The sequence below is a fragment of the Streptomyces sp. NPDC051322 genome (genome assembly GCF_040689485.1).
Taxonomy (GTDB): Bacteria; Actinomycetota; Actinomycetes; order Streptomycetales; family Streptomycetaceae; genus Streptomyces.
This window is the reverse complement of sequence record NZ_JBFBAK010000002.1, coordinates 580,180-605,709: the sequence shown is the minus strand read 5'-3', so window position 1 is coordinate 605,709 and position 25,530 is coordinate 580,180. Positions and strand designations below refer to the sequence as shown.

Annotated in this window: 27 protein-coding genes; 8 read left to right on the top strand and 19 right to left on the bottom strand. The window is 69.9% G+C overall.

The annotated features are described in order from the left end of the window. Positions 1 to 43 precede the first annotated feature (43 nt). Complete coding sequence (locus tag AB0436_RS06835) at positions 44 to 934, top strand: SDR family oxidoreductase (RefSeq protein ID WP_366466637.1); 891 nt, start codon at positions 44 to 46, stop codon at positions 932 to 934. Between the two features lie 13 nt (positions 935 to 947). Here AB0436_RS06835 and AB0436_RS06830 read toward each other — a convergent pair whose 3' ends face one another. From AB0436_RS06830 to AB0436_RS06785, 10 genes are all read right to left on the bottom strand, one after another. Further along, positions 948 to 1,268 (bottom strand): gas vesicle protein K, encoded by a 321-nt coding sequence (locus AB0436_RS06830; protein ID WP_366466636.1) that lies wholly within the window; start codon positions 1,266 to 1,268, stop codon positions 948 to 950. Positions 1,269 to 1,276: 8 nt separating this feature from the next. After that, on the bottom strand, positions 1,277 to 1,420 hold the full coding sequence (locus AB0436_RS06825; RefSeq protein ID WP_366466892.1) for a gas vesicle protein: 144 nt from the start codon (positions 1,418 to 1,420) through the stop codon (positions 1,277 to 1,279). An 83-nt stretch (positions 1,421 to 1,503) separates the two neighbouring features. Next, positions 1,504 to 2,340: a GvpL/GvpF family gas vesicle protein gene (locus tag AB0436_RS06820; protein ID WP_366466635.1), complete on the bottom strand. Its 837-nt coding sequence runs from the start codon at positions 2,338 to 2,340 to the stop codon at positions 1,504 to 1,506. Beyond that, complete coding sequence (locus tag AB0436_RS06815) at positions 2,337 to 2,735, bottom strand: gas vesicle protein (RefSeq protein ID WP_366466634.1); 399 nt, start codon at positions 2,733 to 2,735, stop codon at positions 2,337 to 2,339. Before AB0436_RS06815 ends, AB0436_RS06820 begins: the two co-directional genes overlap by 4 nt. A 35-nt stretch (positions 2,736 to 2,770) precedes the next feature. Continuing rightward, positions 2,771 to 3,880 (bottom strand): SRPBCC family protein, encoded by a 1,110-nt coding sequence (locus AB0436_RS06810; RefSeq protein ID WP_366466633.1) that lies wholly within the window; start codon positions 3,878 to 3,880, stop codon positions 2,771 to 2,773. After that, a complete protein-coding gene (locus tag AB0436_RS06805) occupies positions 3,873 to 4,388 on the bottom strand; it encodes a hypothetical protein (protein ID WP_366466632.1) in 516 nt (171 codons plus the stop codon). The genes AB0436_RS06810 and AB0436_RS06805 overlap by 8 nt, the downstream gene beginning before the upstream one ends. Before the next feature lie 24 nt (positions 4,389 to 4,412). Continuing rightward, positions 4,413 to 4,670, bottom strand: a complete 258-nt coding sequence (locus tag AB0436_RS06800; protein ID WP_366466631.1) for a gas vesicle protein GvpG — start codon at positions 4,668 to 4,670, stop codon at positions 4,413 to 4,415. A 37-nt stretch (positions 4,671 to 4,707) separates the two neighbouring features. After that, positions 4,708 to 5,421: a GvpL/GvpF family gas vesicle protein gene (locus AB0436_RS06795; RefSeq protein ID WP_366466630.1), complete on the bottom strand. Its 714-nt coding sequence runs from the start codon at positions 5,419 to 5,421 to the stop codon at positions 4,708 to 4,710. 5 nt (positions 5,422 to 5,426) lie between these two features. Continuing rightward, a complete protein-coding gene (locus AB0436_RS06790) occupies positions 5,427 to 5,873 on the bottom strand; it encodes a gas vesicle structural protein GvpA (protein ID WP_365853130.1) in 447 nt (148 codons plus the stop codon). Positions 5,874 to 5,952: 79 nt separating this feature from the next. Then, positions 5,953 to 6,249, bottom strand: coding sequence for a gas vesicle protein (locus tag AB0436_RS06785; protein ID WP_366466629.1), 297 nt, complete (start codon positions 6,247 to 6,249; stop codon positions 5,953 to 5,955). Between the two features lie 213 nt (positions 6,250 to 6,462). On the opposite strand from AB0436_RS06785, the gene AB0436_RS06780 reads away from it, so the two are divergent. The 5 genes from AB0436_RS06780 (at position 6,463) to AB0436_RS06760 (ending at position 14,031) form a co-directional block, all read left to right on the top strand. Next, positions 6,463 to 7,419, top strand: coding sequence for a TIGR03557 family F420-dependent LLM class oxidoreductase (locus AB0436_RS06780; protein WP_366466628.1), 957 nt, complete (start codon positions 6,463 to 6,465; stop codon positions 7,417 to 7,419). 168 nt (positions 7,420 to 7,587) lie between these two features. Then, positions 7,588 to 7,914, top strand: a complete 327-nt coding sequence (locus AB0436_RS06775; RefSeq protein WP_366466627.1) for a plasmid stabilization protein — start codon at positions 7,588 to 7,590, stop codon at positions 7,912 to 7,914. Positions 7,915 to 8,047: 133 nt separating this feature from the next. Continuing rightward, positions 8,048 to 11,143 (top strand): FAD-linked oxidase C-terminal domain-containing protein, encoded by a 3,096-nt coding sequence (locus AB0436_RS06770; RefSeq protein WP_366466626.1) that lies wholly within the window; start codon positions 8,048 to 8,050, stop codon positions 11,141 to 11,143. A gap of 43 nt (positions 11,144 to 11,186) precedes the next feature. After that, complete coding sequence (locus AB0436_RS06765; protein WP_366466625.1) at positions 11,187 to 12,968, top strand: glycoside hydrolase family 15 protein; 1,782 nt, start codon at positions 11,187 to 11,189, stop codon at positions 12,966 to 12,968. 46 nt (positions 12,969 to 13,014) lie between these two features. After that, entirely contained in the window at positions 13,015 to 14,031 is a 1,017-nt protein-coding gene (locus AB0436_RS06760) for an SDR family oxidoreductase (protein WP_366466624.1), read from the top strand. A 12-nt stretch (positions 14,032 to 14,043) separates the two neighbouring features. Here AB0436_RS06760 and AB0436_RS06755 read toward each other — a convergent pair whose 3' ends face one another. The 4 genes from AB0436_RS06755 to AB0436_RS06740 all read right to left on the bottom strand — a co-directional run bounded on the left by AB0436_RS06755 (position 14,044) and on the right by AB0436_RS06740 (position 18,410). Beyond that, positions 14,044 to 15,513: an FGGY family carbohydrate kinase gene (locus AB0436_RS06755; RefSeq protein WP_366466623.1), complete on the bottom strand. Its 1,470-nt coding sequence runs from the start codon at positions 15,511 to 15,513 to the stop codon at positions 14,044 to 14,046. Continuing rightward, positions 15,510 to 16,871, bottom strand: coding sequence for an MFS transporter (locus AB0436_RS06750; protein ID WP_366466622.1), 1,362 nt, complete (start codon positions 16,869 to 16,871; stop codon positions 15,510 to 15,512). The genes AB0436_RS06755 and AB0436_RS06750 overlap by 4 nt, the downstream gene beginning before the upstream one ends. A 94-nt stretch (positions 16,872 to 16,965) precedes the next feature. Next, a complete protein-coding gene (locus AB0436_RS06745) occupies positions 16,966 to 17,769 on the bottom strand; it encodes a DeoR/GlpR family DNA-binding transcription regulator (RefSeq protein WP_366466621.1) in 804 nt (267 codons plus the stop codon). Then, positions 17,766 to 18,410, bottom strand: a complete 645-nt coding sequence (locus tag AB0436_RS06740; RefSeq protein WP_366466620.1) for a histidine phosphatase family protein — start codon at positions 18,408 to 18,410, stop codon at positions 17,766 to 17,768. Before AB0436_RS06740 ends, AB0436_RS06745 begins: the two co-directional genes overlap by 4 nt. Positions 18,411 to 18,573: 163 nt before the next feature. Here AB0436_RS06740 and AB0436_RS06735 point away from each other — a divergent pair, with 163 nt between their 5' ends. Next, positions 18,574 to 19,617: a 2-hydroxyacid dehydrogenase gene (locus AB0436_RS06735; RefSeq protein ID WP_366466619.1), complete on the top strand. Its 1,044-nt coding sequence runs from the start codon at positions 18,574 to 18,576 to the stop codon at positions 19,615 to 19,617. Continuing rightward, positions 19,614 to 21,089 (top strand): FGGY-family carbohydrate kinase, encoded by a 1,476-nt coding sequence (locus tag AB0436_RS06730; protein ID WP_366466618.1) that lies wholly within the window; start codon positions 19,614 to 19,616, stop codon positions 21,087 to 21,089. Before AB0436_RS06735 ends, AB0436_RS06730 begins: the two co-directional genes overlap by 4 nt. A 16-nt stretch (positions 21,090 to 21,105) precedes the next feature. Here the strand turns inward: AB0436_RS06730 and AB0436_RS06725 are convergent, their stop codons facing one another. The 5 genes from AB0436_RS06725 to AB0436_RS06705 form a co-directional block, all read right to left on the bottom strand. Next, positions 21,106 to 21,300: a hypothetical protein gene (locus tag AB0436_RS06725; RefSeq protein ID WP_365853154.1), complete on the bottom strand. Its 195-nt coding sequence runs from the start codon at positions 21,298 to 21,300 to the stop codon at positions 21,106 to 21,108. 127 nt (positions 21,301 to 21,427) lie between these two features. After that, positions 21,428 to 22,522 carry an acyl-CoA dehydrogenase family protein gene (locus AB0436_RS06720; protein WP_366466617.1) on the bottom strand — a complete coding sequence of 365 codons (1,095 nt, stop codon included), beginning with the start codon at positions 22,520 to 22,522 and terminating at the stop codon, positions 21,428 to 21,430. Then, positions 22,519 to 23,721: an acyl-CoA dehydrogenase family protein gene (locus AB0436_RS06715; RefSeq protein WP_366466616.1), complete on the bottom strand. Its 1,203-nt coding sequence runs from the start codon at positions 23,719 to 23,721 to the stop codon at positions 22,519 to 22,521. The genes AB0436_RS06720 and AB0436_RS06715 overlap by 4 nt, the downstream gene beginning before the upstream one ends. Next, positions 23,718 to 24,686, bottom strand: a complete 969-nt coding sequence (locus AB0436_RS06710) for an NADPH:quinone oxidoreductase family protein (RefSeq protein ID WP_366466615.1) — start codon at positions 24,684 to 24,686, stop codon at positions 23,718 to 23,720. The genes AB0436_RS06715 and AB0436_RS06710 overlap by 4 nt, the downstream gene beginning before the upstream one ends. An 87-nt stretch (positions 24,687 to 24,773) precedes the next feature. After that, positions 24,774 to 25,505, bottom strand: a complete 732-nt coding sequence (locus AB0436_RS06705; protein ID WP_366466614.1) for a PIG-L deacetylase family protein — start codon at positions 25,503 to 25,505, stop codon at positions 24,774 to 24,776. Positions 25,506 to 25,530 lie beyond the last annotated feature (25 nt).

Below are 25,530 nucleotides of genomic sequence, written 5' to 3'. Positions count from 1 at the left end.
ACCACCGCGAGAAGAACCCGGAACCGAACGGAAGGAGACAGAGGTGTCGAACGCAGCCGGCCCCCCTCAGGACCCCACGAATCTGCACCCGCAGCCGGAATTCCCCCAGCAGGACCAGCCGCATCCGGGGTGGACCGGCCCCATGGACCCGCCACCCGACCACGGGGAGGAGTCCTACCGAGGCAGCGAGCGGCTGCCGGACCGGAAGGCCGTGGTCACGGGGGGCGACTCCGGTATCGGCCGCGCCGTCGCCCTCGCGTACGCCAGAGAAGGCGCCGATGTTCTCTTCACCCACCTGTCGGAGGAGGAAGACGAGGCGCGGGAGACGTCACGTCTCGTGGAGGAGGCCGGCCGTCGAGCGGTGGCCGTCCCCTGCGACATCCGCGACGAAAAGCAGTGCCGGTCGCTGGTCGAGAAGGCAGTGTCGGAGTTCGGACGGATCGACGTTCTCGTCAACAACGCCGGTTACCAGATGGGGCAGCCGGAGGGCATCAGCGCCATCTCCACCGAGCAGTTCGACCGGGTGGTGCACACCAACCTCTACGGCATGTTCTGGCTGTGCAAGATGTCGTTGCCGCACATCCCGGCCGGCGGGTGCATCATCAACACCACCTCGGTGCAGGCCTACAAGCCCAGCCCCCATCTGCTGGACTACGCGATGACGAAGGGTGCCATCGTCACCTTCACCCAGGGCCTGGCACAGATGGTCGCCTCCGACGGAGTGCGGGTGAACGCCGTGGCCCCGGGCCCGGTGTGGACCCCGCTGATCCCGGCAACGCTGGAGGACACCGCCAAGTTCGGCAAACAGAGCCCGCTCGGCCGCCCGGCCCAGCCGGCCGAAATGGCACCCGCCTACGTCTTCCTGGCGTCGGCGCAGGCCGGCTTCATCACGGGCGAAATCATGAACGCAACAGGGGGGACGCCACTGCCCTGACCACCTCGGGCACTCATGACTCGTTGCGGGGAAGCAGCGAACCCAGCGGCCCCAGGTCCAGGTTGAGATCGTCCATGGTCAATCCGTAACGCTCGCAGAGTTCGGACATGCGGTCCTGCAGGATCATCAGGGTCAGCCCGATGCGTTCCTCCTGGTCGTCACTCAGGTCGCCCTGGTCCACTCGGTGCAGGGCGGTTCTTTCCATGAGTTGGCGGAGCAGTTCCACGATGGTGAGCACCAGTTTGATGAGGTCACGTTCCACCGTTTCGGGATCTGTTCCCAGACGCCGTGCGATGTCGGCTTCACCGACCTTCCGGGGCTGCTGGGTCGTCATGTCACTCCTCACCAGGGGGCGGGTTCGTCGGACGTGATGGAGCGGATGACCGCGCGCAGATTGATGTGCACCAGGTCGACATCGGCGACGGACAGGACGAGGTCGCCGGTGAGGACCGCCCCACCGTTCAGCAGACGGTCCAGCAGATCGATGAGAGCGACCTGGCGTCCTGCGGGTGACTCCGCGGTAGGGAAGTCACCGACGACGCCGGCGTCACGGGCGGGCAGCGCGTCGTTCACCGTGGGTCCTCCGTACGTGCAGCCGTGGCCGGTGGGGTGGCGAAGGAGTACGGGGCCCACGGGCCGGTGATCTCGATCCGGACACCGGGCACGTCATCGGCCAGTGCGCACAACGCGTTGCGAAAGCCCGCCACGCCGGTCGCAGGCACGAGATAGGCCTCATTGGCGATGTTCTCACCCGCGGCAGCGGCCAGTTCTGCCTGCTGCGGCCGGTGCACGACCCGGGCAGTGGCCAGGGCGGCAACCCGGTCGGGCACGGCGGCAGCGAGCGAACCGGCCGCTCGGTGCGCATCCTGATGGCTGCGCCGCGCCGCCCGGCGCTGCTGCAGATAGGCCCGTCCGGGCGAGGTCGGGACGAGGGTGTCGGTCGGAGCTTCCGCATCCGGGCGGCCGGTCTCCCGGGGATCCGCGTACACCTTGACGCCCAACTCGACGTGGCCTTCCAGCCGGCCGAGGAGCTCACCGAACTCCCGGTGGCGTTCCTGCAGCATGGTGGCCACGCGTGCGTCATCCAGATAGACCGTCGCCAGACGCATCGGCAGAACCGTCGTGCACGCGTAGGCGGCTTCCACCACCGCGTGGTGCGTACGGGCGATCGCCTCCAGCCGCTCCAGGTCCTCCAGCTGCGCCTGCATGCCCTCGCTGCTGAAGGTGTCCCGCGGCACGGACGACACCCATGCGACCAGACCGTCCGAGTTCACCGTGCGCAGCCTGCCTCCGTCCAGACCGGCCGTCCGGCCGGCCGCGCCGTCCAGGGGTGTCCCGGCGCGGCCGACGGCGTAGACGTAGGAGACCTCCGCCGCAGGGGTCGTGGCCGAGGAATGGGTGCTCACTGCCGCTCTCCCTTGCTGTCGGCCCCCGCAGCCCTGCGGAGCTCGGTCAGCTCGGCCTTGAGACGGGCGTTCTCCTGCGCCAGCTCCTCATCGCCGGCCGGGGAACTCTGGCCGTCCACCTGTCGGGGTGGGCGGGCGCCGGAGGACAGCGAGGGATCATGCTCCCACCAGTCGATGCCCATTTCCTTGGCCTTGTCCACGGATGCGACCAGCAGCCTGAGTTTGATGGTCAGCAACTCGATGTCCAGCAGGTTGATCTGGATATCGCCCGCGATGACGATGCCCTTGTCCAGGACACGCTCAAGGATGTCTGCCAAGTTGGCAGAGGACCCCTGCTGGCCATAGGGAGATATGCCGGAAGGGGACCCCATACGGCCCGCCAGTGAATCGGACACGTGAATTCAGCCCCTGTCTTTGCTGTCTGCTCGAATCAGCGACGAGCCGATGCGGTACGGCGCCGGGTACGGGCCGGCCGGTCTTCTTCCTCTTCGTCCTCGTACCGGTCCTCGGCCTCGGGTGCCGGTTCCGGCTCGGCCTCGGCTTCCGGCTCGGCGTCGGCTTCCGGCTCGGCGTCGGCCTCCGCATCCGCATCCGCATCCGGAGCGGCGTCTCCCTCGGCCTCGTCGTCCTGCTCGTCGGGGAACTCTTCGTCCTCGCGGTATTCCTCGTCGAGGTCTTCGGCGTCCGCGGCGCTCGCCTCCTCGTCCTCCACCGCGTCGTCGTGTTCCACCACGACCTCGCCGTCCCGGATCTCACCGCGCCAGCCGTCGGTGGCTTCGCCGCGCATCATGATGAACTTCCGGTAGAGCTTGAGGTCGAGCCGTGCACGGCGGCCCTGCGCGCGCCATATGTTGCCGGTCTTCTCGAAGAGTCCCTTGGGGAAGTACTCGAGGACGAGCAGCACGCGCGTCAGGTTGTCAGTGATGCGGTGGAAGGTGACCACCCCCTTCACTGTCCCCTTCGCGCCCTCCGTGGTCCACGTGATCCGCTCGTCAGCCACCTGCTCGGTGACATTGGCTTTCCAACTCCGTGTGGACTTGGCGACCTTCACCTTCCAGTTACTGCTGGTGTCGTCGGCCTTCTCGACGCTGACGACGCCCTTGGCGAAGGTGCTGAACTCCTGGAACTGGGTCCACTGGTCGTACGCCTCGCGCACCGGCACGCCCACGTCGATGTCCTCGACGATCGTCACACTCTTGGACTTGCCTCCGCCGCCCTTACGACCCTTGCCGAACATGCCCTTGACCTTCTCCCTGAGGGTGTCCTTGAGGTGGGATGCCCCCACCGAGAGCGCCGCCTGGGCCGGTGACTTGCCCTCGCTGATGGCGCGGCCGCCCTTGGCCAGACTCCCGGCCAGCCCGCCGGTGGCCTGCCCGGGTTCGGCGAACTTTCCGACGCTCTCCCCCAGCTTCTGACCGAGACGCGTGACGGTGTGCTCGGCACGGGCCCGCAGATAGTCCTGCAGCTCTTCCTTGAGCCGGTCGGTGGCCGGATTCCGCGCCACCTCGTCCTTCAGCTTGCCGAAAGCGGAGTCACTCATCGCGGCCTCCCCGTGTCTTCGTCGTACGGCTCCGGGAGGCGGCCTTACGCGTGCCCGAAGTGGTCTTGCCTGCCGCCGACGCGGTCTTACGGGCACGCCCCGACGTGTTGCGGGCGCGACGGGCACCGGACGACTTCTCCTCCTCAGAGGAATCGTCCGTTTCATCCCTGTCGTCCGGCTCACCGCGATCGCTCGGTTCTTCCCGGTCGTCCGGTTCGTCGAGCGCTCGCGTCCGTTTCTGGAGCGAATCGGCCAGTCCGGTCGCGCGTTGGGTGAGGGCCGAGGTGGCAGCCGACTTCGTGGCCTCCACCAGTTCCTTGCGCACCTGGCTGTTGAGACGGCCGAGCGCCGGCGAGTCAGCCACCAGCTTGCCCAGCTGCGCCGGATCCAGACTGAGCTTCTTGCCCGCCAGGAACATGCCCAGGCCGATGGCCATCTTGGCCTTCTTTGTCCGGCCCAGCAGGTAGCCCCCCGCCAGGGCCACCCCTATCTTCGCGTTGCCTTTCATCTCACGTCACCTTTCTCATGGTCATCAGGTGGGGGTCTGCAAGCGCCGGTTCTGGGTTTCGAGCCACTCCAGGCGGTCCAGCAACTCGTCCTCACGGCGGTCGAACTCGTCCTCGCTGATGCGGCCGCTCAGGAGATCCCGCTCGAGCGCGGCCAGTTGTTCGCGCACCGGCGCAGGGTCGTAGTACTCCCGCTCGGCGGTCACCAGCAGTTGGTCGATGACCCAGGCCGTGCCGCGCACAGGTGCCAGCGGTAGCGTCAGGATGTTGGTGATGAGGCCCATGGCAGGGCCCTCCCTCCAGCAGGTCCGGCCGGCGGGATCAGACGAAGCTGTAGGGCGGCAGCGGCCCGTTCACCGAGAACGTGTAGACGTCGCCCCGGGCCTCGGCTTCCTCGTGCACCGACTGGGAGAAGGTGGCCGCGTCCTCCTGCCTGACAAGGAAGGAGGCATTCAGGAAGTACGCCTTGGCCGGCTCGCCGATCGAGACCCCCGCTGCGTGCCGCGTCAGACGGGCCACGAGCTCCTGACTCGCGCGCTCGTGACGAGTCTGCACCTCGGCCGAAACGAGCTCACCGAGGGCCACCTTGTCGTCGTGTGCCGCCGGGTTCTGACGGGTCCTGCCGTTCAGCTCCCGTATCTCGTCGGACTCGGTGACGATCTCCCGCAGGAGGTCCTCCTCGTCACGAGCCACTTTGACGTTGTACTCACGACACCCGTCCACCTCCTTGAGCCGGTCCAGGTAGGCGTCACGCTGCTGTTCCAGCACCGCGATCACCTGATCGTCGTCGGGTCCCACGAGGCCGAACCGCATGGGCAGCGCGGCGCCGTCGGTCATCAGCCCCTCCAGCACCGTCTGGTGCGCGACCAGATCGCGCCGCTTGGCCCGCAGATCCGCCGGTGCGTCGCTGACGACGGCGGTGAGCTCCTTCGTCCCCACTGCGCGGAGTCGCGCGGCCGGCTCTCCGACCCCTGCGACGTCGGTCAGGTTCACCGGGTGGTCGGCTGCGGTGATGGCGTAGACGTAGGTGGACACGGGGACTACTCCTCTCGGCGGCTTGCGGTACGGCGGCTGCTCGACGCGGACTTGCGGGCAGGGCGCTCTTCCTTCTCGTTCTCGTCCGACCCGTCCCGGCCTCGCTGAAGGGAATCGCTGAACGCCTCGACGGCGCCGGTCAGCGCCCCTTTCGACTTGCCCTTGGCCCCGCTCTCGGTCGCCTCTCCGACCAGGTCGGTGAGCTGGCTCGGTGCCTTGCGTCCGGACTCGAGGTCCAGCCGGTTACAGGCCTCCGCGAACCGCAGGTAGGTGTCGACGCTGGCTACCACGACCCGCACATCGATCTTGAGTATTTCGATCCCGACGAGGGAGACCCGGACAAAGGCGTCGATGACCAGCCCCCTGTCAAGAATGAGCTCCAGGACGTCGTACAGATTGCCCGAGCCGCCTCCACTGCTGCTCACTGAACTGGATTGCTGCACCATGCTCATGGTGAATGTCCTTTCCGCTGGAACCGTTGGTGATCTTCTCCGCGGGACTCCGGTCGGTATGCGTCGAGCCGTTCGAGGATCAGCGGTCGATCTGGCCCCTCGCGTACCGACGAGTGCGTTCGTATCCGACGAGTTGACCCTGAGGGTCGAGCGAGACACGGTAAGTAGCCATCACACTGGCGGTGTCGGGGATCTTCTCGATTTCCACGACCTCCACGTCCACGGACCAGCCCTGGTCCGTGGCCTTCAACGAAGAGACGGAACTGGGCTCACGCTGCAGCAGTTCGGCAAGTTGGGCCGCAGCGCGGCGGATTGCGGTGGAGACATCGAGGCGCTCCTGACCGTTGCCGCCGTCCTTGTCATCCGTCGTCGTCATGATTCCGCCCGTCATATCCAGTGACTTCTCGTCGCGTCTCCCAGGACTTCTCATGAAGTCCGGCGTGCCGCCATGTGCGGCTGACAGAGCGCGTGCCCGGGCTGTTCGAACGTATTCGTCCGTGTGGCGAAGGCGGGACCACGGGACGCGGGCGGATGTTTCTCCACCGGGCAGCCGGTCACCCGATGGGCCACCTTGCCCGCAGGAGGAGTTATGACGGATTACGGCTACTTTCTGTCCAGCGAAGAGCACAGTCCGGCCGCCCTGGTCGATCAGGCCAGGATGGCTGAACAAGCAGGATTCACCTCACTGTGGATTTCCGACCACTTCCATCCGTGGAATGACGAACAGGGGCAGTCCCCCTTCGTCTGGTCCGTGATCGGTGCGCTCTCCCAAGCCGTATCGCTGCCGGTGGAAACAGCGGTGACCTGTCCGATGATGCGTACGCACCCCGCGGTTGTGGCGCACGCCGCAGCCACCGCCGCCGTCCAGCTCGAGGGGCGCTTCCGCTTGGGCGTGGGTACCGGCGAAGCCCTCAATGAGCACGTGCTGGGTGGCCCCTGGCCCGAGGCGTCGGTGCGTCTGGAGATGCTCGAGGAGGCGGTCCAGGTGATGCGGATGCTGTTCACCGGCGAACAGAGCAGCTACCGGGGCACGCACTACACACTGGAGAACGCCCGCCTGTACACGTGTCCCGACGAACCGGTCCCCATCGACGTGTCCGCCTTCGGCCCGCAGGCCGCGGCCGTCGCAGGTCGGATCGGGGACGGGCTCATCACCATGGCACCCGAATCCGAGTCCATCGAACGCTTCCGGCGCAGTGGCGGCGGCACCAAGCCGGTCATGGCCGGTGTCAAGGTGTGCTGGGGCACGGACCGTGAGGAGGCTGTCCGGACAGCACACCGGCTGTGGGCCAACGAACAGCTGCCGGGCGAACTGCCGCAGATTCTTCCGACTCCCCGCCATTTCGAGCAGGCGAACGAACTCGTCACCCGCGACCGGATCGCCGAGAACGTCGTCTGCGGGGACGACGCGGACGCCCATGTCGCGCTGCTGAACACCTATGTGGAAGCCGGATTCGACACGGTCCACATCAACCAGATCGGGCCGGACCAGCGCGGATTCTTCGACTTCTACCGCACCGAGGTGTTGCCGCAGCTGACCGGCTGACAACCCGGTGGCAGCGGCCATTCGTCCGTCTGACCCACCTGGTGTGCGGGTGTTCTCACCTCGCGATGTGATAGCTGCGCCGCAGCGGGCACTCGTTGGCCGAAGGCCGTTTTTCCGGCCCTTCTGCCCGACGACGCCCGAAGGAAGAAGGAAGAGAGGAGTCACGCCATGCCGCGAGGTTCCAGCGGGAAGCGCGAACGACAGTACGAGCACATCAAGGAAGGCGCCGAGGAGCACGGCGCGTCCGAGAAGCGCGCGAAGGAGATGGCGGCGCGCACGGTCAACAAGGAACGAGCCCGTTCGGGCGAGTCCAAGCAGGCATCGAAGACCTCCACCAAGGACAGCAAATCGGCCTCCCAGCGTGGCGGCGAGCGCTCACACAGCGGCGCCGAGGGGCCGACCCGTGACCAGCTGTACGCCGAGGCCAAGAAGCGCGGCGTCGACGGACGGTCCAAGATGACCAAGGCAGAGCTCGCCAAAGCCGTCGGACGCTGAGGCCTCACCGGATCCAGAACCGACACGGGCCCGATCGCGTAACGGTGATCCGGCCGGGTAGTCGCGCGAAGAGAGACAACGGTGCGAGGCCCGGAAGACCCATATCCGGCAGACCCTTACGAGGAAGGTGCCCATGACCGCGACACGCAAGGCATCACCCGACAGCGAAGGTGCGGCGAGCAAGCAGGCCGAACTGGACGTAACGGCGCTGGAGAGGGTGTTGCGTGAGCGGGTCGACGGCGAAGTGCGGTTCGACGCGGGCAGCCGGGGTGCCTATGTCACGGACGGTTCGAACTACCGGCAGGTGCCGATCGGGGTTGTCGTGCCGCGCAGCGTCGACGCGGGGGCCGAGGCGGTCGCGGTCTGCGCTCGGTTCGGCGCGCCGGTGCTCTCCCGGGGGGGCGGGACCAGCCTGGGCGGCCAGTGCACCAACACCGCTGTCGTCATCGACTGGACGAAGTACTGCAACAAGGTGGTGTCGGTCGACCCGGAACGCCGGACCTGTGTCGTCGAGCCGGGGCTCGTGCTGGACGAGCTCAACCGGCAGCTGGCAGCGCACCAGCTGAAGTTCGGCCCCAAGCCGGCCACGCACAGTCACTGCACACTGGGTGGGATGGTCGGCAACAACTCGTGCGGTGCGTCCGCCCAGGCGTACGGCAAAACCGTGGACAACGTGCGCCGCCTGGAGATCCTGACCTATGACGGTTTCCGGTCATGGGTCGGTCCGACCTCTCCGGAGGAGCTCGCCGAGGCGGTGGCGGCCGGTGGTCGGCGGGGCGAACTCTACGGCGGCCTCAAGACGCTCATCGACGGCTGCATGGCCGACGTCCGGCGCGGCTTCCCGGACATCCCGCGCCGTGTCTCGGGGTACAACCTGGATTCGCTGCTGCCGGAGAACGGCTTCCATCTCGCCCAGGCACTGGTCGGCAGCGAGGGGACCCTCGTCACCGTGCTGCACGCCGAGCTGGACCTGGTGCCCGCTCCGCCGTACGAGTCCATGGTGGTGCTCGGTTACGACGACATCTGCGCCGCAGCCGACGACGTACCGCGCCTCCTGGAGCACTGCAGTCCGACCCAGCTGGAAGCCCTGGACGGGCGGATGGCGCAGCTGATGCGCGAGGAGCACGCCTACCTGGAATCCCTGGACGCCTTCCCCGACGGGGAGAGCTGGCTGCTGGTGCAGTTCAGCGGCGACAGCCAGGACGACGTCGATGAACAGGGTCATGCGCTGCTGCGCGCTCTGGGACGCAGCGAAGACGACGGAACGGTGGCCTTCTCCGACGATCCGGCACGCGAGCAGAAGATGCTCAAGGCCAGGGAGGCCGGCCTCGGCGTGACCGCCAGGCCGCCGGACGACCGCGAGACCTGGGAGGGCTGGGAGGACTCGGCCGTACCGCCGGACCGGCTCGGTGACTACCTGCGGGACCTGAAGCGGCTCTTCACCGAGTTCGACTACGATCACCCCTCCCTGTACGGGCACTTCGGGCAGGGCTGCGTGCACACCCGCATTCCGTTCGCGCTGAAGAACGCGGAGGGCGTCGCGGCGTTCCGCGAGTTCCTCTTCCGGGCTGCGGACCTGGTTGCTTCCTACGGGGGGTCGCTGTCGGGCGAGCACGGCGACGGGCAGGCGCGCGGTGAACTGCTGACCCGGATGTTCGGTGAGCGGCTGGTCGGCGCGTTCGGTGAGATGAAGGCGCTGTTCGATCCGGACAATCGGATGAACCCCGGCAAGGTGACCGCCCCCTACGCGGTCGACGAGAACCTCCGTCTCGGAGCGCGCTGGCGGCCGGAACCCTCGGATACCCACTTCGGGTATCCCGAGGACGATCACTCTTTCACCCGGGCGGTACTGCGGTGCGTCGGGATTGGTAACTGCCGGTCGCACCGCGGCGGGGTGATGTGCCCGTCGTACCGGGCGACCGGGGAGGAGGAGCACTCCACCCGGGGGCGGGCCCGGCTGCTCTTCGAAATGCTGGGCGGCCACGCGGACTCCGCCATCACCGACGGCTGGCGCTCCACCGAGGTCAAGGATGCCCTCGATCTCTGTCTGGCCTGCAAGGGCTGCAAATCCGACTGCCCGACCGGCGTCGACATGGCCACGTACAAGGCGGAGTTCCTGTCCCACCACTACGCCGGGCGCCTGCGTCCGGCCGCCCACTACTCGCTGGGCTGGCTTCCGCTGTGGGCACGTCTGTCGCGGCTCGCTCCGCGGCTCGTCAATGCTTCGTTGCGGGCTCCGGGGCTCGCGCGTGCCGGGAAGGCCCTGGCGGGGGTGGCGGTGGCGCGGGAGGCGCCGGTCTTCGCGCAGGAGTCCTTCGTCCAGTGGTGGCAGAGGCGCCAGGTCGGGGAGCCGGATCCGGCCGACCCGCGCACGGTCGTGGTGTGGCCCGACACCTTCAGCAATTACTTCCATCCGGACATCGCGAAGTCGGCGGTGCGGGTGCTGGAGGACGCCGGGTTCCGCGTCGCGGTGCCGACCGAAGCGGTGTGCTGCTCCTTGACCTGGATCTCCACCGGACAGCTGGCCACGGCGAAGCGCGTTCTTCGCCGCACTCTCGATGTCCTGCGGCCCTGGATCGAGGCCGGCACCCCCGTCATCGGTCTTGAACCGTCCTGCACGGCCGTCTTCCGCGCTGACGCCCCAGAGCTGATGCCCGAGGACCAGGACGTTCAGCGGCTCTCCCAGAAGTTCCTGACCTTCTCCGAGCTGCTTCTCAACCACGCCCCGGACGGCTGGCAGCCGCCGAACCTCACCCGCGCCGCCACCGTGCAGACGCACTGCCACCAGCACGCGGTGCTGAAGGACGACGCGGACCGGGAACTGATGCGGCGGGCCGGTATCGACGCCGACGTACTGGACGAGGGGTGCTGCGGTCTCGCCGGGAACTTCGGGTTCGAGCAAGGCCACCACGACCTGTCCATGACGATCGCCGAGCAAGGGATGCTGCCCGCGGTACGCGACACCGCTCCCGGCGCACTGGTGATCGCGGACGGGTTCAGCTGCCGTACCCAGATCGAGCAGGGCGGGGCCGGGCGGCGGGCCATGCATCTGGCGGAGGCACTGGCCCTCGGCTTGGACGGGCACCTTCCCGTTGACCATCCCGAACGGCTGCTGGCACGCCCGGAGGCGTCGGCATCCGACGCCCGGCTCCTCGCAGCGGGGGCCGCGTCGGCGCTCGCCGCCACCGCGGCCCTGGCATACGGCGTCGTGCGCCGCAGGCGTGGTTGAGCAGCGGCCGAACAGCGTTGGACGGACGGTTGGAGCAACCACGATGAGCAATCTGCGGCCACAGGCCGACCATGACCTGTATCCGCCTCAGGCGCTGCGTGACTATGCCATGATCGCCGACGGCGAGCGCGGCGCGCTCATCGGCCCTCGTGGGGAGATCTGCTGGCTGTGCGCGCCGCGCTGGGACAGCGATGCCGTCTTCTCCACTCTCATCGGCGGCTCCGGTGTGTACGCGGTGACGCCCGAGGGCCGGTTCGTACCCGGCGGGCACTATGAGGAGGGGTCGCTGATCTGGCGCAGCCGCTGGATCACCGAAACGGGCATTGTGGAGTGCCGGGAGGCGCTGGCTATGCCCAGCGCCTCCGACCGCCTCGTCCTGTTGCGGCGTGTCACCGCCCAGGAGGCGCGGGCCCAGGTCCACGTGGTGCTGCACCCACTCGGCGGGTTCGGCAGCGAGCCGGTACGCGAGGCCAAGCGGGACGGCGGGGTATGGACGGCCCGCGTGGGCGACCTGTATCTGCGTTGGTCGGGCGGGCAGCAGGCGCGGCTCTCCGCCCCTGACAGCGAGGGGCCTCGATTCCTCCTGGACCTCACGCTCGACGCGGGCGACCGCCATGATCTGGTACTCGAGATCGGCACGAAGCCGCTGACGGGCGAGCCTGTCGAAGCCGCCCGCGCCTGGGCCTCGACCGAGCAGGCGTGGGACGCCGACGTGCCCGCCCTCGACAACACGATCGCGCCCAATGACGCCCGCCAGGCGTACGCCGTACTGCGCGGCATGACCGGGGCCGGCGGTGGCATGGTCGCGGCGGCGACGACCAGCCTGCCCGAGCGCGCCGAAGAGGGACGCAACTACGACTACCGCTATGTCTGGATCCGGGACCAGTGCTACGCGGGCCAGGCGGTGGCCGCCACAGGAGCTCACCCGCTGCTGGACGATGCGGTGCGCTTCGTCGGGGCTCGCCTGCACGCCGACGGTCCGAAACTGTCCCCGGCCTACACGATCGGCGGGGGCCCGGTGCCCTCCCAGCGCGAACTCCACCTGCCCGGTTACCCCGGCGGCTACGACCGGGTCGGCAACCATGTCAACCGTCAGTTCCAACTCGACGCCTTCGGGGAGGCGCTGCTGCTCTTCGGAGCCGCGGCACACCGGGACCGTCTCGACGAGGACGGCTGGGCAGCGGCGGAGATCGCCGCGAACAGCATCGAACAACGGTGGCAGGAGAAGGACGCGGGTATCTGGGAACTCAACGACCGGGCGTGGACGCAGAGCCGGCTGATCTGCGCCGCAGGTCTCCGCAGGATGGCCAGAGCCGGAGCCGGCCGGTCCCGCGCCGAGCGCTGGTCCGGCCTTGCCGACACCATCCTTGCCGATACCGAGGCCAACGCGCTGCACGCCGACGGATACTGGCAGCGCTCGCCCGACGATCCGGCGCCGGACGCTTCGCTGTTGCTCCCTCCCGTGCGCGGCCTGCTGCCGGCCGACGATCGCCGGACCCGGGCCACGCTGAGCGCCATCAAGGAGCACCTGGCAGTCCGTCATTACGCCTACCGCTTCCGGCACGACGATCGACCGCTACAGGAAGCCGAGGGGGCATTCGTGCTCTGCGGCTTCGTCATGGCCATGGCCGAATACCAGCAGGGGAACGAGAACGAGGCGCTGCGCTGGTTCGAGTGCAACCGTGAGGCGTGCGCGACAGCGGGACTGTACTCGGAGGAGTACGACATCACCCAGCGGCAGCTGCGCGGCAACTTCCCTCAGGCGTTCGTTCATGCGCTGCTGCTCGAGAGTTCGGCCCACCTGGCCGGTGGTGCCGAGTTCTGACGCCCCTTTCCCGTATCGGTTTCCCGTATCGATGGAAGGCATGAAAGTGGACCGGACAGTTGTCATCACCGGCGCGAGTGGCGGGATCGGCCGCGCCGCCGCCCGCCTGTTCGCCGAACGGGGCGCCAATGTGGCGCTGCTCGCCCGCGGACAGGCCGGCCTGGACGCCGCCGCGGCAGAGGTCGAGGAAGCCGGCGGCCAGGCGCTCGCGCTGCCCACCGACGTAGCCGACTACGCGCAGGTGGAAGCCGCCGCGAAGGCGACGGAGAGCGCCTTCGGACCGATCGACGTCTGGGTCAATGTGGCGTTCACCTCGGTGTTCGCCCCGTTCACCGAGATCGAACCGGACGAGTTCAAACGCGTCACCGAGGTCTCCTACCTGGGGTTCGTGCACGGCACGCGCGTCGCTCTCAACAGCATGCTGCCCCGCGACGCAGGCTCCATCGTGCAGGTCGGATCGGCGCTGGGCGACCGGTCCATCCCGCTGCAGTCGGCCTACTGCGGCGCCAAGCACGCGGTCAACGGCTTCACCTCGTCGGTCCGCACCGAACTCCTGCACCGCAAGAGCCGGGTGCACATCACCGTCGTACAGATGCCGGCGGTCAACACCCCGCAGTTCTCCTGGGTTCTCTCCAGGCTGCCCAACCATCCGCAACCGGTGCCGCCCATCTACCAGCCGGAGATCGCCGCGCGAGCCGTCGTGCACGCGGCGGATCATCCGCGCCGCAAGCAGTACTACGTCGGTGCCTCCACCGTGGCGACCATCCTGGGCAACAGGGTGGCCCCCGCCCTGCTGGACCGCTACCTCGCCCGCACCGGGTTCGACTCCCAGCAGACCGCCGACAAGGCGTCGCCCGACCGGGTGAACAATCTGTGGCAGCCGGCCGACGGCCCGCGGGGTCACGACTACGGAGCCCACGGTGTCTTCGACGACCAGGCCTCCGCACGCTCCCCGCAGACGGAACTGGCCCGCCACCCCGCCCTCACCGCCACCGCACTGGCCGGTACCGCCCTGGGTGCGGCGGCGGTGCTGCGAAGCATCCGTCGCCGCGTCAGCTCGTAGCCGGCCCCGGTTTCAGCCGAGGCCGAGCCAGCCCCTGGCGCGCAGTTCCGCGACGAACCGCTGATAGGACTCGTCGATCGCGGCCTGTTCCGCCGGGACCGGATCGACGAGCCGCCCCGGTCCCGTCATCGCCGCCGCGCTCGCCGACAGATCGGGATGGAGCGTACCTGCGGCGGCGAGCAGCGCCGCGCCGAAAGCGGTCTCGGCCCGGTCGGCGATGCGCAGCGGCCGATGGAGAACGGTGGCCCGGATGCGGCTCCACAGGGCGCTGCGGCTACCGCCGCCCGCCGCATGCAGCGGCCCGTGCACCTCGATGCCCAGCGCCTGCACCCGTTCCAGTGCGAGTCGTTCCAGGAAGGCCACCCCCTCGAGAGCGGCCCGGTGCTCGTCGGCCTCGTCCTGCGGCGCCCCGGCGGTGAAGCCGCGGGCCTCACCGGAGACGAACGGGAACCGCTCCCCCTCCCGGCGCAGCGGGTAGGCCAGGCAGGAGGCCGGGCCGCGGGCACCGGCCGCCGCGTCCAGGTCGGGCAGGCGGGCCGGATCCACCGTGGCCAGCGCCTCACCGCCGGTGTTGGAGGCACCGCCCGGCAGCCACCAGCCGTCGGGATGACGATGGCTGTAGAGCGCACCGGCCGGGTCGGTGACCAGCTCGCGGGTGACGCCTTTGAGGACGTATGTGGTGCCCAGCACGCCGACGAACTGGCCGGGGTGCACCGCGCCGGTGGCGATCTGGCCGGCGCACCCGTCGGTCATGCCGAGACGTACCTCGCACCCGACGGGCAGCCCTGTTTCGGACGCGGCGGAGGCCGAGACCGTGCCGATGGGGGTCCCGGGGGCCTGCACAGCGGGCAGCAGGGCTGACGGAACGTCGAAGGCGTCGAAGATCTCGGTGGCCCACTCCCCCACCTGGGGGTCGTAGCCGGTCTTCAGCGCGTGGCTCCAGTCGAGAGCCACCTGATGGCCGGTCAGCAGGCGTCCGATCAGGTCCGGGGTGTGCAGGACGAGCTGACCGGGCTGCGCCCGGCCGGCGCAGCTGACCAGCTTGCCCAGCGACGCCGTCGGCCCGACGGAGAGGCCCAGGGCCCGCCAGCGTGCTGCGCCGAGTTCCTGCGCCTTGGCGTTGAGGTCGGCGGACCGCCGGTCGTCGTACATCAAGGCAGGGCCCACCGGTTCGCCTTCCGAGGTGGCCAGGACCAGGGTCCCCGAGGTGGCGGAGACCGCGACCGCGATCACTTCCCGGCCACCGCCCGGCAGTGCGGCGGTGGCCTGCCGAAGGGCGGCGGCCGTCGCCGGCCACCAGCTGCGGGCGTCCTGTTCGCTGCGGCCGCCCGTGCCGCGTACCGGCTGGGGCAGCGGCGCCCGCCCCTCCGCGAGGATCCGTCCGCCGGCATCGGCGCACAGCACCCGCACCGCAGCGGTCGCCACATCGATACCGGCCACCACGGCGTCGGCGGTTCGGAGGACATCGGCGGCGGGGCTCATGGGCGGGACGGGTTCCTCTCGGGCGGGGAAACGGGCGGCGACGCGGCGGTGAGTGGCTCGGCCGCTTCCTGGAGGTTCTTGCCCTGTTGGATGGCCTCCTCCGACACTCTGGGCAGCCTCAGGAAGAGTGTCAGCACGGCGGCGACGACATAGAGCCCGGCGAAGATCATTACTACCCCGTCCCGGCCGAGCGGGCCGAGGAAGACCGAGACGATGGCGGGGCCGACGAAGGCGGCGCCGCCCGCGCCCAGGTTCAGCAGGGCCATCGCGCCGCCCTTGTTCTCCGGGGCCAGCGAGGGCATCAGCGCGGAGATCGGCACGAACCCCGCGAGGGTGGCGCCGTAGACCATGCCGACACCGACCGCGACCCAGTAATTGCCGGTCATCAGCTTGGGCACGAAGTACAGGGCGAGCACGCTCAGCGCGCAGCCGACCGCACCGAACCAGCCGATGGTGGTACGCCAGCCGATCCGGTCGCTGACCACACCGAACAGCAGATTGAAGAAGATGTTGGTGGCGAACATGATCGACAGCAGTCGCAGCCAGTCGCCGTCGGTGAATCCCATCTCGTCGGTGAAGAAGGCCGGGAGGATGACCCAGAGGCCGAACTGCGGGGCGGTGTTGATGATGCGTACGACGCAGCCGACGGCGACCTTGGGATTGGTCCAGGCGATGGAGAGACTCCGGGTCAGCGACTGGACCGGGCGTACCCCGGGCGGAGCGAGCCGGGAGAACCCGGTGCGTTCGCGCACCCCGATCAGACAGCATGCGCCGCCCACCGCGATCAGACCGAGCGCGACCCAGAGCGTGCCGAACTTTCCGAGCAGGGGGTTGGTGACGGACGCGGTGAGCGATCCGAGGGTGGGCAGGCCGCCGGTGAAAGCGAAGTAGAACCATCCGACGGCGGCGCCGAGCCTGGCCACCGGAGCGGTGGCCGTGACCCACACCAGGAACGAGAAGGCGAAGAGCGGGTAGCCGAAGCCGCGCAGCCCGTAGAAGACCAGCATCAGGGTGTAGTTGCCCTGGGCGGCGCCGAGCGCCAGGAAGAGCGCGTCGAAGACGATCCACACGGCCAGGCCGATCTGCATCACCCGCCGGGGGCCCCACAGTTCGGACAGCGCGCCCGACAGCCAGGACGCGAGCATCACCGTGACGCCGTACGCGGTGATCACATAGCTCGCCCGGACTTCGCTGCCCGCGCCGTTGTCCTCGATGAACGGGGCGATCAGGCCGGACTCGACGCCGTCGCCGATCATGAAGATGAGGACCCCGATGAAGCCGAAGAGGAGCGGTCGCGGGATGCCGATGCGGTCCCAGACCGTTCCCTGGTGTGCGGCGGATGCGGCAGTGTCGCTCATTGCTCGTGCCTCCACAGTGAGGTGTCATGGGCCCGCGGACGTACAGCCGCGACGAGAACGCATCATGACCTCTGTGAAATTAACACGCAAGAGTTTAGGAAGCCCGGTGGTGCGTCGCGGCGCTGTCGGCCGCAGGGGCGACCCGGACGTCCGTGCGCTCCCGCAGCGCCGTGAGCAGCTCCGCGTCGACCCGGTCGTCCACCACCAGATGGTCGAAGTCCTCCACCGGACCGAGCCGGTGCAGCGCCGTCCTGGCCATTTTGGTGCGGTCCATCAGCAGCACCTTGCGGGTCCCGGAGGCCAGCATCGCCCGCTTGACCAGCACCACGTCCTGCTCCTGGTGATACGTCATCCGGGCGTCCATCGCGGAGGTGGAGACCAGCACCATGTCCACCGAGAGCGCCTCGATGGCCTCCAGACAGGCGACACCCAGGAACGAGTCGTGCGGCGGGGAGTACTCCCCGCCCAGCGAGATGAGGCGTATCCCGTCCCGGCCCACGAAGAGGTCAATGACCCGCCGGGCGTTGGTCACCACCGTCAGCGGGGTCTGCTCCACCAGCAGGGCGGCCAGCGCGAGCGCGGTCGTGGAGTCGTCCAGCATCACGGAGACGCCCGGCTCGACGAGCTCGGCAGCCGCTCGCGCAATGGCGTCCTTCTCCATGGTGTTGACCCCCAGCCGGTAGTCCAGGTTGGACTCGAAGACCGTGGAGGGCAGCGCGGAGACACCGCCCCTGAAGCGGCGCAGCACCCCCCGCCTCGCCAGCTCGTCCAGATCCCGGTGCACGGTCATCAGGCTCACCCCGGTGAGCTCCGCCAACTCGGAGCCGCTCGCCGACCCGTGTTCCAGGACGTGTTCGGTGATGATCTGTCTGCGGGCTTCCGCGCCGGTCGTCGTCATGCGTCCAAGTTTCCCGCACCACCGGTGAGCGGCGCCCCGGCGGGGACGTTCATCGAGCGCAGCGCGGTCCGGGCGCCCGTGACCTCGATCTCGGTGACGGCCGCGTTGTCCAGCCCGGGGAAGACCAGCCGGTAGCGGCCCACCGGGATGCCGAGCATCGCGCACAGCGCCATGCGCAGCAGCGTGTTGTGGGCCACCACCAGCACGGTGCCTCCCGGGCGCCTCCCGGCCAGGCCGCGCAGCGCGGCGGACGCACGCGCTGCGGCGGCGGACGGTGGCTCGGACCCGGGGAAGGCCCCGGCCTCGGCATCCTCGCGGAAGCGGCGTACGGCCTCCGGGTCCTCGGCCGTCATTTCCGCGATGGTCCGGCCTTCTCCCCAGCCGAAGTCCACCTCGCGCAGCGCATCGACGACCTCGGGCTCCCGGCCGAGGGCCCGGGCGGCGGGCCGGGCGGTGAGCAGCGCCCGGCTGACCGGCGAGCAGGCCACCGCGTCGACACCGCGCTGCCGCGCCCAGCCGGCCAGTTCGTCCGCCTGCCGCCGTCCCTTCGCGGTCAGCGCGACGTCGGAGACCCCGGCGTACCGGTTCTCCGCATGCCATTCGGTCTCGCCGTGCCGGACGAGCAACAACCGGGTTGCCATCGCAAGCCCCTCCCTCGCAGCCGGCCGGCCCGGGCAGGGAGGCGTCACCGGCGCATTGATTCTGCAAAACAATGATGTTAGATCTATCAATGTCAATGATAGTGGTACTGCGGGAGCTCTCCCTCAGTTGCACCACCGTGACCCCGAGGAAGGGCCCCGCTCGATGCGTATCCTCGCCGCCGGCGATCATTTCGTCCGCCCCGGACTTCTCCGCGCCGCCCTGCTCGAGGAGCTCGGCGATGCCCAGGAGGTCACCGAACTCACCCTGCCCTGGCCGCACGAGCCGTTCGGTCCGGTCGGCGACGTCCAGGAAGCCAGTGGCACGGAGGACGAGGTCATCAGGGCGCTGGACGGCGCCGTGATCTGTGTGACGCAGATGGCACCCTTCACCGAACGGGTCTTCGCATCCTGTCCCGCTCTGCGCCTGGTCGCCGTCTCCCGCGGCGGTCCGGTCAATGTCGACCTCCCCGCGGCCACCCGGCACGGCGTGGCCGTCTCCTTCGCGCCGGGCCGCAACGCCCCGGCGGCCGCCGAGTTCGCCATCGGGCTGATGCTCACCGCGATGCGGCGGATCACCACCGCCGACGCCGAGCTCAAGCGCGGCAAGTGGCGCGGTGACTTCTACGCGTACGACGAGGCCGGCATCGAACTCGACGGGGCGACCGTCGGACTCGTCGGCTACGGCGCCATCGGCCGCATCGTTGCCCGGGTGCTGCGGGCCTTCGGCGCCCGCGTCCTGGTCTGCGACCCGTACGCCGATCCGGCGGCGGCCCGCGCCGACGATGTCGAACCGGTCGCCCTCGACGAACTGCTGCGCCGCAGCAGTGTGGTGAGCCTGCATGCCCGCCTCACGCCGGAGACCCGTCACCTCATCGACTCCGAAAAACTGGCGCTGCTCCCCCACGGGGCCGTACTGGTGAACTCGGCCCGCGGTGGCCTGCTGGACTACGGCCCGCTGCCCGAAATGCTGAGCAGCGGCCGGATCGGCGCCCTCGCCGTGGATGTGTACGACGTCGAACCGCCGCCCGCCGACTGGCCGTTGCACCGGGCCCCGAACGTCGTCACCGCTCCGCATCTGGCCGGCGCCACCCGGCAGACCGCACACCGCGCCGCCGCCATCACCGCTGCCGAGGCGGGCCGCTTCGTGCGCGGGGAGAAGCTCGCACACCCCGCCAACCCCGAGGTCCAGGAGGGCCCGCGGTCATGAGCGTGCTGATCGGTGTCGACATCGGGACGTCCGTCACCAAAGCCGTCGCTTTCGACAGCGGAGGCACGCAGCTGGCCTCGGCGGCCCGCCGCAGCCGACTTACGCAGTTGCCGGGCGGCCGCGTGGAGCAGGACCTCGACGACGTCGTACGCACGGTCGTCGAGGTGGTGCGGGAGACCGTGGCCGCGCTGGCCGGGCCGCCCGCTGCGCTGGCTCTCACCGGTCAGGGCGACGGCTTGTGGCTGCGCGACGCCGACGGCCGGGCGGTCCGCCCTGCCATCTCCTGGATGGACGGCCGGGCCTCCGAACGGGTGGCGGGCTGGTTGGCGGACGGCACCGTCCAGGAGGTGTACCGGCACACCGGTTCCGGCATGTTCCCGGGCTGCCACGCCCCGCTCCTCGCACACCTGCAGGAACACGAGCCGGAAACCCTGGCACGTGCGGCTACCGCCGGTTACTGCGTGGACGCCGTCGCCCAGCGGCTCACCGGCCAGGTCAGTGTGGACGCGTCCGACGCCACGCTGCCGTTCCTCGACCCCGTCACCCGCACCTACTCCACCGAAGCGCTGGCCGCCTGCGGCATCGGTGACCAAGCGCGTCTGCTGCCCGCCCCCGCCGTGCCGGGAACGGTGCTGGCTCTCGACCCGCAGGGCGCCGGACTGCTGGGGCTGCCGGTCGGCCTGCCGGTCACCGCGGGACCGTATGACCTGCCGGCCTGCGCGGTGGGCAGCGGCGTCCGTGATGTGGGCGACGGACTGCTGATCGTCGGCACCACGCTGGCCTGTCAGGTGCTCACCGACTCGGCGCTCACCGACCCGGCCGGCTCCGCGGAGCCGGCCGGTATGTGGTTGTGCACCCCGGCTCCCGGCCGCTGGTTGCGCGCCATGCCGGCGATGGTCGGTACCGCCGCCCTCGAGTGGGCGCTCGCCCTCACGGGTACCACCACGGCCGATCTCGACGAGCTGCTGGGCGACAGCCCGCCGGGGGCACACGGCGTCACCGCGCTGCCCTTTCTCTCCGGGGCCGGGGAGCGGGCGCCGTTCGTGGACCCGGAGGCCCGCGGACGCCTCGACGGGCTCAGCCTCGCCCACACCCGCGCCGACGCGGTCCGGGCCGTCTGCGAGGCCATCGGCTACGCGGCCCGCCACTGTCTGGAAACGGCCGGCCTCACCGGGGTCCTCGCCGCCTGCGGAGGGGGCACCCGCTCCGGCCCGTGGGCGCAGCTCTTCGCCGACATCCTGGGCCGCGAGATCCGTATCCCGGCCGAGACCGAGGTGGGTGCGCTGGGCGCGGTGCGGGTGGCACGGCTCTTCCTCGGCGAACCGGCGGAGACCGAACCGCAGTCGTTCCGCACAGTGGAGCCGCGCGCCGCAAGCCGCGGAGTGTACGAAGACGGCTACGCCGCCTACCGTGCCGCCCTGGAAGGGGCGCGGGCGCAGTGGGGCGGGCCGCGGTGGACGGCCGAGGACTGAGGCGTCGGCACGCACATCAGGGATGAATGGTGCTGACCATGCGCGCGGTGCCGGTGACGGCCTGCTGGATGGTCGGCGCGATACTCGTGCTCGCCAGTGTGAAGCCGAGCAGGGCGCATACGATCGCATGGGAGATCTTCAGCCCGCCGCCGCGCAGGAAGATGATCGCGAGGACCAGCAGAAGCAGCAGCAATGAGACCGAAATGGCCATGGTCACCCTCCTCCGCCGCACCGGATATGCGGCTTTCGGCCGCCAGTGTGGCGGAGGAGGCACCCGCTGCCGGCATAAGATCTGTACGCCGTACGGGTGTTGACTCACGGTGACCGTCGTCCTGGCGCTATCGCGGCGCCGGCAGGTCGACCAGCGAAGCCAGCTCCGTCCGGTGGGCACCGGGCGAACCCAAGGCGACCGCGTCGGACTTGGCCCGCTTGAGATACAGATGCGCGGGGTGCTCCCAGGTCATGCCGATGCCGCCGTGCAACTGGACGCACTCCTCCGCGGCGTGCACCGCGACCCGCCCGCAGTAGGCCTGCGCGACCGCAACCGCGAGCTCGGTCTCCGGGCTGCCGGTGGCGAGTGCGTCGGCCGCGTTGCGGGCGGCGGCACGAGCCGACACGACTTCCAGCCAGAGCTGGGCCATCCGGTGCTTGAGCGCCTGGAACCCGCCGACGGGTCGGTTGAACTGGTGCCGCTCGCGGGTGTACCTGACGGTCTCCTCCAGGCACCACTCGGCCAGACCCAGCTGTTCCGACGCCAGCAGCCCCGCACCGGCCAGCAGACCCCGGTGCACCGCGGCCCGCGAAGTCGCCGGATCGGCAAGGAACTTGCCCTGCGCATGGTCGAAGGTGACGGCGGCCAGCGGGCGGGTCAGGTCGAGCGCGACCAGCGGGTCGACGGTGACTCCGGGTGCCTGCGTGTCGACCGCGTACAGCCCCTCCTGCGTGGGCACCAGCAGCACCTGTGCGGCGATCGCGTCGGCGACCCCGGCGACCGTGCCGGTCAGGCCGGGGAGCAGCGTGTGCGACGCGCCGGGTGCCGCGGTCAACGGCAGGGTGAGGACCGCGACGCCCTCGCCTGAGGCGAGCCGGGTCAGGAGTTCGGCGACCGGTCCGCTCCCCGTATCGAGGCCGAGCAGCACCTCCGTCGCCACGACCGAACCGGTGAGATAGGGCGCCGGGACGACGCTGCGCCCGAGTTCCTCCAGCACGACCGCGGCCTCCCGGTGCGAGGCGCCCTGACCGCCGAGCTTCTCCGGCACCAGGAGCCCCGCCGCGCCGATGTCCGCGGCGAGCGATGCCCACACCTGCGGGTCGTAGGGCGTGTCGGACTCGACCGAGGCCAGCAGGCCCGGCGTGTCGACGCGGTCCGCGAGCAGCGACCGGACCGCCGAGCGCAGGTCGTCCTCGGTCTCGGAGTAGAGCAGGTCGGTCATCGGGTCAGGTCCTTCCAGGCGGCGTCCTTGTCGTTGCGCGGCTCGGACGGCAGCCCGAGTACCCGTTCGGCGACGATGTTCAGCAGCACCTCGCTGGTGCCGCCCTCGATGGAGTTGCCTTTCGAGCGCAGATAGCGGTAGCCCGCGTCGCGCCCGGTGAAGTCGACGTGCTCCGGGCGGCGCATGGTCCAGTCGCTGTACAACAGGCCTTCGTCGCCGAGCAGTTCGACCTCGAGGCCGCTGATCTCCTGGTTGAGCCGGGCGAAGGCGAGCTTCATGCCGGAGCCCTCGGGGCCCGGCTGGCCTGCGACGAGCTGCTGGCGCAGCCGTTCAGCGGTGAGCCTGGCCACTTCGGCGTCCACCCAGAGGGTCAGGAGGCGCTGGTGCAGGTCGTGGGTGCGCAGTTCGGGCCGTTCGCGCCAGGTCCGTGCGACCGGACCGATCATGCCGCCCTCGCGCGGGATGCGGGCGCCGCCGATCGAGACCCGCTCGTTCATCAGGGTGGTCTGCGCGACTTTCCAGCCGTCACCGACCGGGCCGAGCCGGTGCGCGTCGGGGATCCGGACGTCTGTCAGGAAGACCTCGTTGAACTCGGCCTCACCGGTGATCTGGCGCAGTGGCCGCACTTCGACGCCGGGGTCGGTCATATCGCAGATGAAGTAGGTGATCCCCCGGTGCTTCGGCACGTCCGGGTCGGTGCGCGCGATGAGGATCGCCCAACGGGCCAGGTGCGCGCTGGATGTCCAGACCTTCTGCCCGGTGACGATCCAGTCGCCGCCCTCCTGGCGCACCGCGCGGGTGGCGAGCGCCGCGAGGTCGGAGCCCGCGCCCGGTTCGCTGAAGAGCTGACACCACACCTCTTCACCGGTCCACAGCGGGCGCAGGAAGCGCCGCTTCTGCTCGTCGGTGCCGTAGCGCAGGATGGTCGGCGCCGCCATGCCGAGTCCGATGCCGATACGGCGGGGGTCGTTGTCCGGCGCCTCCGTGGCGGCGAGTTCGGCGTCCACGACGGCTTGCAGCGAGCGTGGCACGCCGAGCCCGCCCAGGCCCTCGGGGTAGTGCACCCAGGCCAGCCCGGCGTCGAAGCGGGCCCTGAGGAAATCGCTGTGGCCGGTGGCCGCCGGGGGATGCGAGGCCAACAGGTCACGGGTACGGCGACGCAGGTCTGCGGCGTCCGGCTGAGGTGCGTTGTCCGTCATCGGGCGGCTCCTTCCGGAATGATCACGACACGACCGGTGGTGACGCCGTCGGCGACACGCTGCACGGCGGCTGCCGCGTCCTTCAGTGCGACACGCTCGGAGACGAGCGGCTTGATGGCGCCCTGTGCGGCGAGCTCGGTCAGCTCCGCGTGGCAGCGGCCGATCGACGCCGGGTCCTTCTGGGCGTAGAGCCCCCAGTGCAAGCCCATGATCGTGTAGTTCTTGACGAGCGCGTGATTGAGTGCGGGACTCGGGATCGTGCCGCTGGCGAAGCCGATCACCACGATCCGCCCCTCGAACGCGACGCACTTGGCGGACTTGGCGTAGGCCTCGCCGCCGACCGGGTCGTAGACGACGTCCGCGCCCTTGCCTCCGGTGAACTCCTTGACCTTGGCGATGATGTCCTCGGACCGCCGGTCGATGACCAGGTCGCAGCCGAGGTCCGTCGCGGTCCGCGCCTTGTCCGGGCCGCCCACGACTCCGATGACCGTGGCGCCGGCCGCCTTGCCGAGTTGTACGGCGGCGCTGCCGACCCCGCCCGCGGCGGCATGCACCAGCAGGGTCTCGCCCGCCTGCAGACGGGCGCGGCGGTGCAGGCCGAACCAGCCGGTCTGGTAACCGATGTGCAGGGCGGCCGCTTCCGCGTCGTCGAGCGCCGGGGGTGCGGGGAGCACGGTGGCCTCGTCGACGACGACGTACTCCGCGAAGCCGCCGTGCGGCAGCGCCGGGTTGGCGATCACTCGCCGTCCGTCCGCGGTCCGGCCGCAGATCTCCACGCCGGGGGTGAAGGGAAGCGGCGGGCGTACCTGGTACTGGCCCCGGCAGAGCAGCGCGTCGGGAAAGTTGATGTTCGCGGCCAGGACCTTCAGCTTGAGCTGCGCAGGCCCGGCCTCCGGCTCCGGCACCTCGTCCAGTCGCATCACCTCACCGGGCTCGCCGTTCTCGTGCACTTGCCATGCCTGCATCGCGGGCCTCCACACACCGTAGGCTGAACTGCGCTCAGCGCATACTAAGCGGTCGCTTGCCTCTTGTGAACCCGTTCCCGCTCCGGCTCAGCGGCGGAAGAGCTCGAAGGTGACGGCGGGCCTGCCGCCGAACCTTCCGGCCGCGGCCTCGGCGTTCCCGGTCAGAAAGGTGCGGCAGTACGTCTCGGGGTCCTCATCGGTCAGTACCTCGATATAACTGCGGTGCTCCAACAGGGAGCGCACCGACCGCTCGAGCCCCGCGGTCGCGTCCACCGCGTGGGTCGGCGTGACGGACCCCGCCACGGCCACCCAGCGCACCCCGTTCCACGGCTGGAGTCCCTGCGCCGACAACTCGGGGAAGATCCACCTGTTTCCGGCGTCTCCCGCCGCGTCGAGCACCGCCCGGCCGACCGCCACATGGTCCGGCGTGTTCCAGGCGATCCCACCCCAGGTGTCCCGGTGGTTGAGCGTGAGGACCAGTTCGGGCCGGTGCCTGCGGATGGCGGCCGCGATGTCCCTGCGCAGTGCGGTGCCGTACTCGACCACACCGTCCCGGTGGTCGAGGAATTCCACGGTGTTCACCCCGACCACGGCCGCACTCGCCCGCTGCTCCCGCTCACGCAGCGGGCCGCACTCGGCGGGGGCGATGGTGTCGATGCCCGCCTCACCCCGAGTGGCCAGCACATAGGCCACCTCGCGTCCCTCGTCGGTCCACGTGGCGACGGCGGCCGCGCAGCCGTACTCCAGGTCGTCGGGGTGCGCGACGACGGCGAGTGCGCGCTGCCAGTCGGCGGGCATGGGCTCCAATTGGTCTGTCATGGCCGCAGGATAGGACCTCGCGCGG